Raw genomic sequence first — 13,543 nt, 5'->3', positions numbered from 1 at the left:
AATACCGCCTCAACGCCGCGCCGCGCGCACCCGTTCCATCAGCGCCAGCCCCCCAAGGATCAACGCCAGCCCCGCGAAGTGCCGCAACTCCAGCCGTTCGCCCAGCACCAGCCAGCCCAGGCCCGCCGCGCTGAACGGAATGAGGAAAGTGACCAGCGAAATCGCCGTCGCCCCCGCCCGCGCGAGGATGCGAAAGAAGATCAGATAGGCCAGCGCCGTCGACAACGCGGCCAGGGCCACCACCGCCGCCACCGGCACCGCGCCCGGCCATTCCATCGCCCAGGGCCGGTCCACCACCAGCCAGACCGGCGCCAGCAGGACGGCGCTGCACGTCACCACCCCCGCCGCCGTCTGCAACGGCGAAACCCCCGCCGCCTTGAACCGTCGTCCCCAGACCCCCGCCAGCCCATAGGACAAAGCCGCACCCAGACAGGCCAGCATCGCCAGGCCCTCACCTCCCAGATCCTCGCCGGCCATCATCACCACCACCCCGCCGAACCCAAGCGCCACCCCCACCGCCTTCACCGGCGTCAGCCGCTCGTCCGACGTCGCCAGATGCGCGACCAGCACGGTGAAGAGGGGCGTCGTCGCGTTCAGCACCGAAGCCAGCCCCCCGGTGATCTGCCCCTGCGCCAGCACGAACAGCGTGAAGGGCACGATGTTGTTCAACACCCCCATCACCGCCAGCGCGGGCCAGACCCGGCGCGCAGGCATCCCCTGCCCCGACAGCCGCACCACCAGCGCCAGCAGCACCGCCGCCAGCGCCACCCGGCCCCAGACGATGGTCAGCGCAGGCAGACCGGACAAGGCCAGCTCGTTGAAAAGGAAAGACCCTCCCCACAAGAGGGAGAGGGTCCACAAAAGCATCCAGTCAATCGGTTTCATGCCGCCCTGATGCCCGAACCGAAGGGCAAAGGCGACCCGATCCTTGCGCTACTTCACCCGCTTCCAGGTTCCGCCATCGCGGCAGATCCCCAGCACGCAGCCCCTGACCGATAGGTTGTTGCCCGCCAGAGTCATGTCGCCGTTGTATTCCTTGTCGCGGTCGGGCGAATAGATCTTGCCGTCGTCATAAAGCCCGTCCGCATAGGCGACCATGTCCCAGACGATCTTGCGGCCGACATTGGGGCTCTCGATCTCTTTGCCCGCACCGTCGAACGCCTTGACCAGCACGCCACAGAACGCCGGCCCGCATGGTGTGATCTCCACATGCCCGAAATTGCCGTTGTCGTCCTTCTTCGTCTGCCAGACCCCCTCGACCGGATCGGCAAACGCCGCTCCACCGACCAACGCCAGCACCGCCGCAAAAGCGAAAACCTTCATCACACGTCTCCTCCAGACTGTCCCTGCTCGCGTGACTTTGCGCGGCCTGCAAAACCGATCAAGCGTGACGTGGGGTCGCTTTTGCCTGCTTTTCTTTCGCGCCGCCCCATGCCAAAGACCGGCCACCAGCGAAGGGGGCCGCCGATGATCCTGTATCCCGCAATCGACCTGAAGGACGGCCAGTGCGTCCGCCTCCTCCGCGGCGAGATGTCAGCGGCCACCGTCTTCGGCGACGACCCCGCCGCCCAGGCCCTGAAGTTCCAGACTGCCGGATGTGAGTGGCTCCACCTCGTCGACCTGAACGGCGCTTTCGCCGGCCAGCCGGTCAACGCCGCCGCCGTCGAAGCCATCCTGAAAGCAGTCAAGGTCCCCGCCCAGCTTGGCGGCGGCATCCGTGACATGGCCACCATCGCCATGTGGCTGGAAAAGGGCCTTTCCCGCGTCATCCTCGGCACCGTCGCCGTCGAAAACCCCGACCTCGTGCGCCAGGCCGCCAAGGCCTTCCCCGGACATGTCGCCGTCGGTATCGACGCCCGCAAGGGCCGCGTCGCGACCAAGGGCTGGGCCACGGAAACTGATATCATGGCCACCGACCTCGCCCGCTCATTTGAGGACGCCGGGGTCGCCGCGATCATCTACACCGACATCGACCGCGACGGCGCGATGCAGGGCCCGAACATCGAGGCGACCGAAGCCCTCGCCCGCGCCGTCGCCATTCCGGTGATCGCCAGCGGAGGCGTAAGCCGGATGGAAGACCTGATCACCCTGCGCGACACCGGGGTCATCGCCGGCGCCATCTCCGGCCGCGCGCTCTATGACGGGGCGATTGATCTTTCTGCAGCCCTGCAGGCCCTCAAGGCATAGCTCCTCGTTCGACTTCGTCTCCTCATCGCCTCAAAGCGCACCCCCAGCGAGGAGTGACGAAGTCATCGACGAGCAACCGGAGCGGCAAGTCGCGCGCCTCTTGCGACAGGTCCAGAATCCCGGGGGCGCCATCAGCGGGTCCACCACCTCGCGCCGGACCTTGTTGCACGACACCAGGATGACCCGTCGTCGGGGGAACCTCCAGTGCAAGGTTCCCGACAGCGCCAGCTGGTGCGGCCAGTGGGGCAACCGCCGCGACCTGATCCAGCCCATCGGCTGCACAGAGGGCGCAGCGCCGCTCAGACCCTAGCATGCCGTTGTATAGCCGACGCCCGGGTTCTGGTTAGCCCAGACGATCGCTTCGCCACGGCTGTCGACATCGCAGGCCGAAAGCCTTGCGGGTGCATGGGGGGCTTCGAACACGACGGCGCCCGTGACAAGTGCAACTGAAATTAAGAGAGACAATTTGATCATGTCATCCTCGCTTTATGAATGTTGCGTATGCTCAAGGTGCCAGACGCCGTGCGCTTGCGCTGTTTCCCAGGGAACAGCAACGTCACGATTGCACGCGGGCCAAGCGAGTGCAGCGACATGCAGCTTGCACCTGGCAGCAAGGTCGCCCGAAACGCCCTCTGACCGAGTGTTCTTTTGCGCCAAGCGGTGCCCGTGGTCGCTGAACGCCCCAAGTCGGGCGCGATGATCCTTCGGGCGTCATCACCCTGGCGCCGAGGCTCCCGTTTCTTCTGCACGCGGCAAAGCCCCCCTTGGCGCATTCGGTCTTGGTGGGGGGCGCAGGCAAGCCCCGCGACCAGTCGCCTCATTCCCAATTGCCGGCCCCGGTGTAGGCTGCCCGCATGTCCCGCATCCGTTCCGACACCCTCCCTCGCGCATCCTCGCTCTGGGCCCTCCACCGTTCCGGGGACTTTCTTGATTGCTACTCGGTTCCCTCCACCCTTTCCCCGGCCGAGGCCGCAAAGCGGGGCCTCGCTCTTCCGGGCTGGGCCGGTGCCCTGCTCCGCCTGCGCAACGCCCTCGTCCGCCCCTTCGGCCTGAAAACCGGAGAACCGGACCGCCCAATCTTCCCGACCTGCCTTGAGACCGAGGACGAGATCGTCCTGGGCACCGACGACAAGCACCTGAACTTCCGCATCGGCCTGTTCCGCGACAAGGGGCGCATCTACATGTCGACCTGGGTTCACCGTCACAACCGCTGGGGCCGCGCCTATCTGCGGCTGGTGATGCCCTTCCACATCCTCATCTCACGCGGGGCGGTGGCGCGGATGGCGACCGAACCCGCCGCAGACAGGTTGCCAAACCCTTAACGCCCACAGCCAAGCCATTGATTTTCCTGAACCGGAGAAGCCCGCCACGCGTGGGCAGCTTCCCGCTTGCTTTTCCGGCCCCCTCGCGGCATTTCTCCCCCCATGCTGAAGACCCGCATCATCCCCTGTCTCGACGTGGCCGACGGCCGCGTGGTGAAGGGCGTCAACTTCGTCGACCTGATCGACGCCGGCGACCCGGTCGAGGCCGCGAAAGCCTACGATGCCGCCGGGGCGGACGAACTCTGCTTCCTCGACATCATGGCGACCGAGGACAACCGTGCCACGATGTTCGACCTCGTCACCCGCACCGCCGAACAGTGCTTCATGCCCCTCACCGTCGGCGGCGGCGTCCGCACGCCCGATGACGTGAGGAAGCTCCTCCTTGCAGGTGCCGACAAGGTCAGCTTCAACTCCGCCGCCGTCGCCCGCCCCGATGTGGTCGCCGAAGCAGCCGACCGCTTCGGCAGCCAGTGCATCGTCGTCGCCATCGACGCCAAGACCGTCGCCCCCGGCAAGTGGGAGATCTTCACCCACGGCGGCCGCCGCGCGACGGGCATCGACGCCGTCGACTTCGCCCGCACCGTCGCCGCCAAGGGCGCGGGCGAGATCCTTCTGACCAGCATGGACCGCGACGGGACGAAGGGCGGCTACAACCTCCCCCTCACCCGCGCCATCGCCGATGCCGTCGACATCCCCGTGATTGCCTCGGGCGGCGTCGGCACGCTCGACCACCTGGCCGAGGGGATAACGGAAGGCCACGCCTCTGCCGTCCTCGCCGCCTCGATCTTCCATTTCGGCACCTTCACCATTGGCGAGGCCAAGGCCCACATGGCCGCCGCCGGCATCCCCGTTCGCCTGTCGTGAGGTTGCCATGAGCCTGGAAAAACTCGCCGCCACGATCGCCTCCCGCAAGGGCGCCGATCCGGAAACCTCCTGGACCGCCAAGCTTTTGTCCAAGGGACCAGAGAAATGCGCCGAGAAGTTCGGGGAAGAGGCCGTCGAGGCCATTATCGAGGCGGTCAAGGGCGACCGCGCGCGGCTGACCTCCGAAGCGGCCGATGTGCTTTACCATCTCCTCGTCATGCTGACCGCCCGCGACGTGACGCTGGAGGAGGTCCTTCAGGAACTCGAACGCCGTGAGGGCACATCGGGCATCGCCGAGAAAGCCGGGCGCTGATCAAATTTCTTTAGCAAGAAATTTGTCAAAATCCTTGCTCAAGGATTTTGGGTCGCCCCGTTGACAAACCCATCACCAAAGGGTGCGTTATTCATAGCCACACGGTGATGAATTGGACCGCACAAGACAGCCTTTTCCACGCCCTTTCCGATCCCACCCGCCGGGGGCTCCTTGAACATCTCATGCGGGTGGGGGAGACGAATGTCGCCAGCCTGACGCAGGCCGCAGGCGTCTCGCAGCCTGCCGTCTCGAAGCACCTGACCATCCTCAAGGATGCGGGCCTCGTCTCGGGACGGGCCGAGGGACGGCAGACCCGCTACCGCACGGAACCCCGGGCGCTTGCTCCGCTGTTCGACTGGATGACCTTCTACCGCGCCTTCTGGGATGACCGGCTGGCCACGCTGGAAGACACGCTGAAACGGATGGACCAATGACCGAAAGCATCCGGATCAAGAAGGACCTGCCCACCCGGTTGTTAAGGTCTGGCGCGCGCTGCCGCTGGCACCTTTGGCACTGATGATGCTGTCGGGACTTTACCTGTTCTTCCGGCCCTACCTGAGCCGGGCGGCGGCTTAAAGCCCCAGGCGTGGGATCTCGATTGCCGGGCAGCGGTTCATCACGACCTTCACGCCCGCCCCCCGCGCCCGGGATGCGGCCGCCTCGTCCACCACGCCGATCTGCATCCAGACCACCTTCGCGCCCAGTCGCACCGCCTCATCCGCCACGGGCCCGGCTTCCTCGCTGCGGCGAAAGATGTCGACCATATCGACCGGCCCCGCCTCGGCCAGCGTCGCCACCACCGTCTCGCCCAGCGCCTCCTGCCCCGCCTGGCCCGGATTGACCGGGATCACCCGATAGCCCTTGCGCTTCAGGTAGTCTGCCACCCGGTGGCTGGGACGGTCCGGCTTCGCCGACCAGCCCACCAGGGCAATGGTCTTCACTGAAGACAGGATGTCACGGATTTCGGCATCGCTGGTGCTTGTCATGGGACCTCCGAAAAGAAAATGGCGCCCAAGGATAACCTCAGGCGCCAAGTCGCGGAACGAGGGACAGTGAAGAGAGTACGGGGTTCCGGTCCCGTGCCTCTACACATTCATTTAGGAAGCAGGACGCAGGATTGAAGACCCGTCGCAGAGTCGTGATCAAGCGACGCCCCTTGTCGCGGCATAAAGCGAAACCGCAGCGGCGTTCGACACGTTCAGGCTGCCGAACACGCCCGTAAAGGGAATGCGCGCCAGCACATCGCAGGTCTCGCGGGTCTTTTCCCGCAGTCCCGGACCTTCGGCACCCAGGACCAGCGCGATCGGCCGACCGTTCACGTCCGCCACAGCCTTGTCCAGCGCAAGCTCTGCCTCGCCGTCCAGCCCGATCAGGGTGAACCCCATGTCCTTCAACGCCTGCATCGCCTCGGACAGGTTCGTCACCTTCAGATAGGGTTGCCGTTCCAGCGCCCCGCTGGCGGTCTTCGCAAGCGCCCCCGTCTCGGGCGCCGAATGGTGCTTGGGGGCGATCACGGCGCGCGCGCCAAAGACCTCGGCAGACCGCAGGATGGCACCCACGTTGTGCGGGTCCGTCACGCGGTCCAGCAGAACCACCAGCGGCAGGCCTTCTCCGGCTGCGCAGACATCGGTGAACTTGCCCCAGTTCAGGGGCCGGACCTCGACCGCCGCGCCCTGGTGGACCGAGCCTTCGTCAATCGGCACGTTGAAATGGCGCGGCTCGACCACTTCGGGCGCCATGCCCGAGGCTGCGACCGCCTCTTCCAGCTTGTCCAGCGCGTTCTTGGTGACCACCAGCCGCAGCTTTTCGCGATTGGGGTTCGCCAGCGCATCCCGCACCGCGTGCAGGCCGAAAAGCCACACGGTCTCCCGCGCCTCGCGCCGCTCGCCGCGCTCTTTGTCAACCACCCAGGCTGGCTTCTTTCCGCCCGCTGCCATCCGAAAACCCCCAGAAATCAGGCCCGGACCTTGACCTGCGGACCGCGCCCGATGCAAGCCGAAATCTTGGCCCCGCCGCCGCTGATCCGCCCTTGACGCCTCCGGTGCCCTTGAGTACACGACGCCTCAGTGGGCGATATGCTACAAGGTGTGGCAGCGGACTGTAACTCCGCCGAGGCGACTCATGCCTGGTTCGATTCCAGGATCGCCCACCATCAGGAAACCTAATGTGTGATTTGTATTGCGTTTTTGGCGGTTGAGGCTGCTCGACGCTCCAAAAACCCATCAAAATCAATGCGGCTGAAGCAAACGTAGTGCGACAAGCTGTGCTTGCTCAGCCTTTGTTCCTCGCAGACAATTCGATGCGCCCCGAGAGCAGTTGTTCCAGCCCCGGCACTCTGGGCGCGGACTCGCTGTAGCGGTTGCAGCTCCCGCTCTAATCCTGCTTTGGGCTCTTCCTTGCGAAGCCAAAGTGATCGCGAGATAGCTATAACCACTTTGCAGCCGACACTGGAATTGGAACTTTTCGGAATGCATTTCGGAAGAATTCGGACCGCTTCAGGACGATGATGGCCCTCGTCTGACAGGTTTGTCTGGTCAACCAGGACCGGAGGAACAGACCATGACAGACCTTCCCATCAGCCATTCGCAATCGGCCGACAGCACCGGAAAAATCGCCGCGGCTTTCACATGGCTGATCACCCTGTTTCGGACCGCTTGCGGCGCTCTGGCCCAAGCCACCGCGCGGAATGCCGAACGCAGAGCCATGCGCCGCGCGCCCGAGGAAATCCTGGCTGCACAGGCCCGCCGCGAAGAGGCGCGCCGTACTGTGGACCGGCTTTTACAGCGGCGCTGATCACTCCGGTATGCCGATGCCGCGCAGACAAGCCCCCATCCTGCGATGGTCATCGGGCACCTTGTCAGGTTGGCAAAAGGCTGTACCGCGAGCGACGGCTTGTCCGGCAATGGCGGGGCCTTTGCCGGATCTGCCTGAGCTTCGGCGGAAAGCGTCAATTGATAAGGCGACACTCGGCACCGTCGACGATGGTCCGCGCTCCGATCAGCTTGTGCAGGCCCAGACATGCTCCAGCAGTTCCACCTTGGTCACCACCCGGCCGGATGGCGCGTCGAGATAGTACAGCACGTCAAAGGCCCGCGCGCCGATCTCCCCGGTCTCGCCATCGATCCGCACCGCGCGCCCGGCGGGCAGGATGACGACCGACTGTGCAGGGGGCGCGGTCATTCCGGAACTCCCAGCCCGCGCAACGCCGCTTCGACCAGGACGCGGAAGCTTGGCAATCGCTGCGGCATGTCATTCAGCAGTCCCGAGATCGTCAGGTCCGGGACTTTCTGCATCAGAATCGAGCAATGGCGAGCGGCCTCCTCCTTGCGACCAGCGGACCAATAGGCAACGGTAAGGAACTGGTGCAGCGTCCCCATTTCCGGGACCTGCGTCAGCGCCTGCTCAAGTGTGGAAATCGCCGCATCCACTTGCCCAGCCATCAGCAGGGCAAGTCCCAGTCCGACGTAGGCATGGCCAGTGTTCGGCGCCAGCGGGTCCAGTCGGATCGCTCGGCGAAAATGATCAGCAGCGATGTCCAGCTCTTCGGCGTAGGTGTGGACATAGCCTGAAGATATCAGCACGAAGCTGGAATTGGGATGGAATCCAAGGGCCTGTCGCAGCAGGCCTGCCGCACGCACGGACTGACCGCCGACATAGCCGATCAAATGTCCGGCATATGTCAGGACGAGTGGATCGGCCGGTGACGACTCCAGTATCTCCTCGGCCAGCGGCAGCGCTGTGCGGGCCTCGTCGATACTGATGAAGCGGGCCCCGTAGGCGACCAAATACAAGCGACACATCAATGCCTTTGCTTGCGCATAGTCCGGATCAAGCGCGATCGCACGCTCCAACAACGCTTTCGCCTTGGTGAACGACTCCATGTACGCGACCCGATGCGCCAACATAGCGGCCTGCTGGCACAGGTCATAGGCCATGAGGTCGGTCGTCGGTTTGGAGCTGGCGTGCCGCTGTTCGGCAAGGATCAGGTTGGGCTCGATCACGGCGGCTATTTGTGCGCTCACTTGATCCTGCAACGCGAAGATCTCGTCCAGAGCGCCATCGAAACGCTGACTCCAGATCGTGTGTCCGGCCGCAGCGTCGACAAGCTGTGTGTTGATCCTCAGTCGATCGCCGGCGACCTGAATGCCGCCCTCCAGAATGTACCGCACACCCAGTTGCCGACCGACCTCGGCCAGATCGACGCTGCGGCCCTTGAAGGTGAAGCTGGTGTTCGCTCCGATCACAAAAACCGTAGGAATGCGGGACAGCGTCCCGATCAGGTCAGAGACGATCCCATCCACCAGATAGTCCTTGCCCGCATCGCCCGTGAGGTTGGCGAAGGGAAGCACCGCGAGCGAGGGCTTGTCCGGCAGCGGCAAGGCCTTTTCCGGATCTGCCGGAGAGGTGGCCGCCAGGGTCAACTGATACCCGACACCCGGCACCGTCGCGATGGCCCGCGCGCCGATCAGCTTGCGCAGCGTGGCGATCTGGACCGTGAGGTTGCTTTCCTCGACGTTAAGATCGGCCCAGACATGCTCCAAGAGTTCCGCCTTGGTCACCACCCGGCCGGAATGCGCGTCAAGATAGGCCAGCACGTCGAAGGCCCGCGCGCCGATAACCTGTTCAGAACCGTCGATCCTGAGCCTGCGCAAGCTACGCAGTAGCTCAATGTGGGGTTGAACGGGATCAATCACTGCAACGCCCAAGAAATGGATATCGGGCGACGATAGAGGCCAAGGGGCTACATGCCAAACTCTATTCCGCCGGCGAGGTTCGCGCCCCTAGACGCCGGCCTTCCCATCACTTCCTGAACCAAGGGGCAGCTTTTGCGGTTGCCGCGCTGAACTTCGTACAAACAGCGAGCGTCTGCATCCCGCCCCTGAAGGACATTCAAATGCAGCCGAAACACCCTGTCGTCGTCGGCATGACCAAAAAGAGCGCCGCTCGTCCTCGCATGGGTCCGACCAGGTCACTGACTTGCCGCCAGGGTGGAGCCTCAATCTACATCGATGAACACCAAGCCATCCTTAGCCTTCACGGGAAATGTCCGCAGATTGACGCAGACGGGGGCACGCTTTGCCTCGCCCGTGCGATAGTCGAATTGGCCGTTGTGTTTCGGGCATTCGATCAGATGTCCCATTACCAGCCCGTCACAGAGATGCACGTCCTCATGGGTGCAGCGGCCTGCGGTGGCATAGAACTGGCCGTCGGGTGCGTGATAGATGGCATAGGTAGATCCGGCGTGGTCAAAGCGGATCAGATCTTCGCGCTCGATATCGGTTTCCGCGCAGGCGCGAATCCATTCCGGCATGGTGCTTCTCTCCTGTCCTTTCGTCGGTTTAGTCCGCGGGAATGGCGGCTTTGAACGCTGACAGTTCCTCCGGTAACATTTTGACGACGTGCTTGTCTTCGGGATAGGCCGACGAGGCGACATCGGCGATGAATTCTCGAAACGCCGCCACCCGTTCGGCCTGCAGGCGGTCATATTCCTCGGCAAAGTTGCGATAGACTTTCGAATGCCGGGGCATGTGGCCGCGGTTGGTACCCAGAATGTCTTCTGCGAACAGGTATTGCGCATCGCAGCCCGGGCCCGCCCCCATCGACCACAAGAGGATGCCGACCCTTCGGCTGATTTCGCTGGCGACTTCGACGGGGACAACCTCGATCTCGACCGCAAAGGCCCCCGCCGCCTCATAGGCGCGCACTTCATCCAGCAGGGCCATGGCATCCTGCGCGGTTTTGGCCACCGCCTTCATGCCACCGGTCCAGGTGGCGCGGCTGGGCACCAGACCGACATGGCCGACCACGGGGATATGTTCCCGCGCCACATGTTCCACCGTGCCAAGCCCGCCCGAGCAATAGACCGCGTCCGCCCCCGCCAGCATTACCTTGCAGGCCCAACGCAGATAATCGTCGCGCGTCCCCGCCTCCAGATGGGTCTGGCCGGTCATCGAAAACAGGGTCGGCGCCACTTCGCGGTAGCGCGGATGGGTGACGATTTCGGCAGGCACCGAGACGATGTCGATGCCCGCGTCTTCGGCGGCCGCCGCCTCCTCCAGCGACATCACGCGCAGCATGGTCAACTGTCCTTTGCCCTTGCGGGCCCGAAGATCGGCGATGGTGGGTTTGGTCCGGGTCATGGCAGTCTCCTTCAGGTCCCAGGACGGGCGATGTCGAGGTTGTGAAACTCTTCGCGGTAGGGCCGGGCCGTGGGGGGCAGTTCCTTGCGCAAATAGTATTCTGGGTCGATCTTCTGCTGGCGCAGAGAGGCCAGGATCTCGCGGTAGCCATCCAGGATCGAGGGGTTGGGCGGCGGCAGATCGTCCTTGATCAACGCGTGCAGGCGCGGAAGTGCGTGATAGGGCACCATCGGGAACATGTGATGTTCGATGTGGTAGTTCATGTTCCAGTAGATGTAGCGGCTGATCGGGTTCATGTAGACGGTGCGCGAATTCAGCCGGTGATCCAGCACGTTCTCCGCAAGCCCCGCATGCTGCAGGTGCCCGCACATCACCATGTGCCAGCAGCCGTAGATGCGCGGAAAGCCGATCAGGAACAGGGGCAGCCATGACTGCATCCAGAGGGCCGTGACCACGGTTGCAGCATAGATGGCCATATGGACGCGGGCGGCAAAGACGGTCCTGCCCCATTCGCTTTGCGGAATGAAGTCCTTTTCATCCGGCGAAAGCCTTCCCGAAGCGTTGCGGAGAAGGATCTGCAACGACTTGAACGAGCCGATGACATCGAAAAAGGCGAGGAAGTTCATCAGGGTCCTCGGCGGACGCATCCAGGCGATTTCGGCGTCGCGACCGACGATGTAGGTATCGGTGTGGTGGCGGGCATGGCTCCAGCGCCAGGTGACGGGATTGCGGATCACCATGAAGCTTGCGATCTGGTAGATGACATCGTTCATCCAGGCGGTCTTGAAGGCTGTGCCATGGCCGCATTCATGCCAGCGGCTGTCGCAAGATGACCCATAGATCACGCCGTAAACGATGAAGAACGGCACGGCTGCCCAGGTGCCCCAGAAGTATATGCCCCCCCACGCCCCGCCGATCAGCAGCGCAAACCACAGGATCGTATCGCGGATAGCCGGGCCGTCGGTGCGCTTCATCAGGTCTTTCATCACGGCACGTGGCACCTGGGAATGATACCATTCCGCCGATGCCAGTCCGATCTCGACGGCGCGGCGGCTGTCGGCACCGACCAGACTGTAGTCGCGTTGTCCGACGGGGATTGTGGCTGTGGTCATGGTTGCACCTTTGGTCGGCGAAGCGGGGTCATGCGGCGTGCTCTCAGTTCAGGGTCATTGAAACGATGAAATCTGCACCGGGGGCAAGGCGGACAAGTCCGGGTTGACTGGGCAGATTATGCGCGTCGACCGGATGCGAAACCGGCTCGAAACAGAAGAAGTCGGCTCGATCGGACGGGGAATAAAGCAGGGCCGTGCCAAGGCCTGTGCAGGCGATCCGCAACGACATGGCCGCATTGCCCTGAACGATCCGGGCCTTGCCGTCCCAACCGGAAAACCCGCTGTTGATCCAGCCGTGCGGCAATGGTTCAGGCCGCGCCCAGGGGCAGGTCGTGCCGAATGGTACCGGGACCGGCGATGTCGGCAGGTGGTCGGGGCCCTCGGGCCACTGACCGGTGGCGCTGAATTGCAGGCGGGTATCTTCATCGCGCGGGAACCAGGGATGAAGACCCAGACCAAAGGGCAAGGCCAGATCGCCGGTATTGGTGACGGAAAGCCGGGTTTCCAGCGACCCTTGGGTCAGGTGGTACCGGACAGAGGCGGAATGACGGAACGGGCCGATTTCACCACCCACCAGGCTCAGTTCGGCACGGTTCCCGGTCACGTCCACCACTTGCCAGGGCCGCTGAAAGCCATCGCCATGGATCGGACAGACCTCGCCCGGCAAATTGGGGTGAAGCGAGTGCCGTGCCCCCTCATAGTCAAAGCCGCCACCCGAAATCCGGTTCGAAAAGGGCACCAGCAGGTTGCAGGCCAGCGCAAAGAGGCCATCTTGCACACGGCCTGACCAGGGCCGGAGCACAGGCTTTTTGTCGGCCCACAGACCAGCCAGCCCGGCCCCCATTTCGGCAATGATCTCGGCCTTCGACGGACCTGCGGTCAGCGTGATCATTTACCAGCCCCCGTCGATGCCGATGTTCTGGCCCGAGATCATCCGCGCCGCATCCGATGCCAGAAACACCGCCAGATTAGCCACGTCTTCCGCCTGGATCCGGGACTTCAGGCTCTGGCGGTCAAGGATGAAGCGGTTGTATTCGTCCAGACGGTCGGCAAACACGCGGTTCTCGGCCTCGGACACCACGGCACCGGGGGAGATGGCATTGACAGTGATGCCATGGGGCCCAAGTTCTCGCGCCAGCGCATGGGTCAGGCCCAGCAATGCGCCCTTCGAGGCGACGTAAGGTACAAAACCGTCCCATTGGCCGTTCAGCGTCAGCGAGGTCAGGTTGATGACACGGCCCCAGCCCCTAGCCTTCATCGCGGGGGCGCAGGCGCGGGTCAGGGCGAAGGCGGCCGATGAGTTGATGCGGATCTGCTCCTCGTATTCTTCAAGGCTGAATTCTTCGAAAGGCTTGTTGATGATCAGGGCCGCGTTGTTGATCAGGATGTCAAAGGGGCCTGCCGCGGCCACCCGGGCCTGCACGCCCGACAGGTCGCCAAGGTCCACGCCAAGCCAGCCGTGGCCGACAGGTGGCGGGGCGGAGGGGCGGTCAAGCACCGTCACCCGCGCCCCGGCTGCGGCCAAGGCCGTGGCAATGGCGGTGCCGATGGTGCCGACGCCCCCGGTGACCAGGGCATGTTTTTCGGACAGATCGGTCATGGCGG

Annotated in this window: 17 protein-coding genes and 1 tRNA gene; 7 read left to right on the top strand and 11 right to left on the bottom strand. The window is 64.0% G+C overall.

The features are described 5' to 3' along the window. Window positions 1–9: 9 nt before the first annotated feature. Together Q0C42_RS07260 and Q0C42_RS07255 are read right to left on the bottom strand one after the other, a co-directional pair. A complete protein-coding gene (locus Q0C42_RS07260) occupies window positions 10–885 on the bottom strand; it encodes an EamA family transporter (protein ID WP_295074072.1) in 876 nt (291 codons plus the stop codon). A gap of 48 nt (window positions 886–933) precedes the next feature. After that, window positions 934–1,323, bottom strand: coding sequence for a DUF2147 domain-containing protein (locus Q0C42_RS07255; RefSeq protein WP_295074069.1), 390 nt, complete (start codon window positions 1,321–1,323; stop codon window positions 934–936). A 144-nt stretch (window positions 1,324–1,467) separates the two neighbouring features. On the opposite strand from Q0C42_RS07255, the gene hisA reads away from it, so the two are divergent. From hisA to Q0C42_RS07230, 5 genes are all read left to right on the top strand, one after another. Further along, entirely contained in the window at window positions 1,468–2,187 is a 720-nt protein-coding gene (gene hisA / locus Q0C42_RS07250) for a 1-(5-phosphoribosyl)-5-[(5-phosphoribosylamino)methylideneamino]imidazole-4-carboxamide isomerase (RefSeq protein WP_295074066.1), read from the top strand. Window positions 2,188–3,041: 854 nt separating this feature from the next. Continuing rightward, window positions 3,042–3,509 (top strand): DUF2867 domain-containing protein, encoded by a 468-nt coding sequence (locus Q0C42_RS07245; protein WP_295074063.1) that lies wholly within the window; start codon window positions 3,042–3,044, stop codon window positions 3,507–3,509. 102 nt (window positions 3,510–3,611) lie between these two features. Next, window positions 3,612–4,373, top strand: coding sequence for an imidazole glycerol phosphate synthase subunit HisF (gene hisF, locus Q0C42_RS07240; RefSeq protein ID WP_295074060.1), 762 nt, complete (start codon window positions 3,612–3,614; stop codon window positions 4,371–4,373). 7 nt (window positions 4,374–4,380) lie between these two features. Next, window positions 4,381–4,686, top strand: coding sequence for a phosphoribosyl-ATP diphosphatase (locus Q0C42_RS07235; protein ID WP_295074057.1), 306 nt, complete (start codon window positions 4,381–4,383; stop codon window positions 4,684–4,686). 107 nt (window positions 4,687–4,793) lie between these two features. Then, window positions 4,794–5,120 carry a helix-turn-helix transcriptional regulator gene (locus tag Q0C42_RS07230; RefSeq protein ID WP_295074054.1) on the top strand — a complete coding sequence of 109 codons (327 nt, stop codon included), beginning with the start codon at window positions 4,794–4,796 and terminating at the stop codon, window positions 5,118–5,120. Between the two features lie 138 nt (window positions 5,121–5,258). On the opposite strand, the gene Q0C42_RS07225 is transcribed toward Q0C42_RS07230, so the two are convergent. After that, entirely contained in the window at window positions 5,259–5,672 is a 414-nt protein-coding gene (locus Q0C42_RS07225; RefSeq protein WP_295074051.1) for a CoA-binding protein, read from the bottom strand. Between the two features lie 156 nt (window positions 5,673–5,828). Next, a complete protein-coding gene (rlmB, locus tag Q0C42_RS07220; protein WP_295074048.1) occupies window positions 5,829–6,623 on the bottom strand; it encodes a 23S rRNA (guanosine(2251)-2'-O)-methyltransferase RlmB in 795 nt (264 codons plus the stop codon). 131 nt (window positions 6,624–6,754) lie between these two features. Here rlmB and Q0C42_RS07215 point away from each other — a divergent pair. Further along, window positions 6,755–6,838, top strand: a tRNA-Tyr gene (locus Q0C42_RS07215). A 407-nt stretch (window positions 6,839–7,245) separates the two neighbouring features. Continuing rightward, window positions 7,246–7,479, top strand: a complete 234-nt coding sequence (locus Q0C42_RS07210; protein ID WP_295074045.1) for a hypothetical protein — start codon at window positions 7,246–7,248, stop codon at window positions 7,477–7,479. Window positions 7,480–7,683: 204 nt separating this feature from the next. Here the strand turns inward: Q0C42_RS07210 and Q0C42_RS07205 are convergent, their stop codons facing one another. The 7 genes from Q0C42_RS07205 to Q0C42_RS07175 all read right to left on the bottom strand — a co-directional run bounded on the left by Q0C42_RS07205 (window position 7,684) and on the right by Q0C42_RS07175 (window position 13,538). Beyond that, window positions 7,684–7,866, bottom strand: coding sequence for a hypothetical protein (locus Q0C42_RS07205; RefSeq protein WP_295074042.1), 183 nt, complete (start codon window positions 7,864–7,866; stop codon window positions 7,684–7,686). Beyond that, the gene (locus Q0C42_RS07200) at window positions 7,863–9,380 is read right to left on the bottom strand and encodes a winged helix-turn-helix domain-containing protein (protein ID WP_295074039.1); all 1,518 of its coding nucleotides are present in this window, start codon (window positions 9,378–9,380) and stop codon (window positions 7,863–7,865) included. The genes Q0C42_RS07205 and Q0C42_RS07200 overlap by 4 nt, the downstream gene beginning before the upstream one ends. A 302-nt stretch (window positions 9,381–9,682) precedes the next feature. Then, window positions 9,683–9,997: a MocE family 2Fe-2S type ferredoxin gene (locus tag Q0C42_RS07195; protein ID WP_295074036.1), complete on the bottom strand. Its 315-nt coding sequence runs from the start codon at window positions 9,995–9,997 to the stop codon at window positions 9,683–9,685. A gap of 28 nt (window positions 9,998–10,025) precedes the next feature. Then, window positions 10,026–10,826, bottom strand: a complete 801-nt coding sequence (locus Q0C42_RS07190; RefSeq protein WP_295074033.1) for a 3-methyl-2-oxobutanoate hydroxymethyltransferase — start codon at window positions 10,824–10,826, stop codon at window positions 10,026–10,028. Between the two features lie 11 nt (window positions 10,827–10,837). Then, window positions 10,838–11,938, bottom strand: coding sequence for a fatty acid desaturase family protein (locus tag Q0C42_RS07185; protein ID WP_295074030.1), 1,101 nt, complete (start codon window positions 11,936–11,938; stop codon window positions 10,838–10,840). 43 nt (window positions 11,939–11,981) lie between these two features. Beyond that, window positions 11,982–12,830, bottom strand: a complete 849-nt coding sequence (locus tag Q0C42_RS07180; RefSeq protein WP_295074027.1) for an aldose 1-epimerase — start codon at window positions 12,828–12,830, stop codon at window positions 11,982–11,984. After that, window positions 12,831–13,538: an SDR family oxidoreductase gene (locus Q0C42_RS07175; RefSeq protein WP_295074024.1), complete on the bottom strand. Its 708-nt coding sequence runs from the start codon at window positions 13,536–13,538 to the stop codon at window positions 12,831–12,833. Between the last annotated feature and the right edge of the window lie 5 nt (window positions 13,539–13,543).

It is taken from the genome of Tabrizicola sp. (assembly GCF_022842145.1).
GTDB lineage: Bacteria > Pseudomonadota > Alphaproteobacteria > Rhodobacterales > Rhodobacteraceae > Tabrizicola.
This window is presented reverse-complemented; position numbering and strand designations above follow the sequence as displayed.

Excerpts from the sequence above, each read along its gene's own strand:
- Q0C42_RS07260 (WP_295074072.1), bottom strand. The coding sequence starts at position 885 with ATGAAACCGATTGACTGGATGCTTTTGTGGACCCTCTCCCTCTTGTGG.
- Q0C42_RS07255 (WP_295074069.1), bottom strand. The coding sequence starts at position 1,323 with ATGAAGGTTTTCGCTTTTGCGGCGGTGCTGGCGTTGGTCGGTGGAGCG.
- hisA (WP_295074066.1), top strand. The coding sequence starts at position 1,468 with ATGATCCTGTATCCCGCAATCGACCTGAAGGACGGCCAGTGCGTCCGC.
- Q0C42_RS07245 (WP_295074063.1), top strand. The coding sequence starts at position 3,042 with ATGTCCCGCATCCGTTCCGACACCCTCCCTCGCGCATCCTCGCTCTGG.
- hisF (WP_295074060.1), top strand. The coding sequence starts at position 3,612 with ATGCTGAAGACCCGCATCATCCCCTGTCTCGACGTGGCCGACGGCCGC.
- Q0C42_RS07235 (WP_295074057.1), top strand. The coding sequence starts at position 4,381 with ATGAGCCTGGAAAAACTCGCCGCCACGATCGCCTCCCGCAAGGGCGCC.
- Q0C42_RS07230 (WP_295074054.1), top strand. The coding sequence starts at position 4,794 with ATGAATTGGACCGCACAAGACAGCCTTTTCCACGCCCTTTCCGATCCC.
- Q0C42_RS07225 (WP_295074051.1), bottom strand. The coding sequence starts at position 5,672 with ATGACAAGCACCAGCGATGCCGAAATCCGTGACATCCTGTCTTCAGTG.
- rlmB (WP_295074048.1), bottom strand. The coding sequence starts at position 6,623 with ATGGCAGCGGGCGGAAAGAAGCCAGCCTGGGTGGTTGACAAAGAGCGC.
- Q0C42_RS07210 (WP_295074045.1), top strand. The coding sequence starts at position 7,246 with ATGACAGACCTTCCCATCAGCCATTCGCAATCGGCCGACAGCACCGGA.
- Q0C42_RS07205 (WP_295074042.1), bottom strand. The coding sequence starts at position 7,866 with ATGACCGCGCCCCCTGCACAGTCGGTCGTCATCCTGCCCGCCGGGCGC.
- Q0C42_RS07195 (WP_295074036.1), bottom strand. The coding sequence starts at position 9,997 with ATGCCGGAATGGATTCGCGCCTGCGCGGAAACCGATATCGAGCGCGAA.
- Q0C42_RS07190 (WP_295074033.1), bottom strand. The coding sequence starts at position 10,826 with ATGACCCGGACCAAACCCACCATCGCCGATCTTCGGGCCCGCAAGGGC.
- Q0C42_RS07185 (WP_295074030.1), bottom strand. The coding sequence starts at position 11,938 with ATGACCACAGCCACAATCCCCGTCGGACAACGCGACTACAGTCTGGTC.
- Q0C42_RS07180 (WP_295074027.1), bottom strand. The coding sequence starts at position 12,830 with ATGATCACGCTGACCGCAGGTCCGTCGAAGGCCGAGATCATTGCCGAA.
- Q0C42_RS07175 (WP_295074024.1), bottom strand. The coding sequence starts at position 13,538 with ATGACCGATCTGTCCGAAAAACATGCCCTGGTCACCGGGGGCGTCGGC.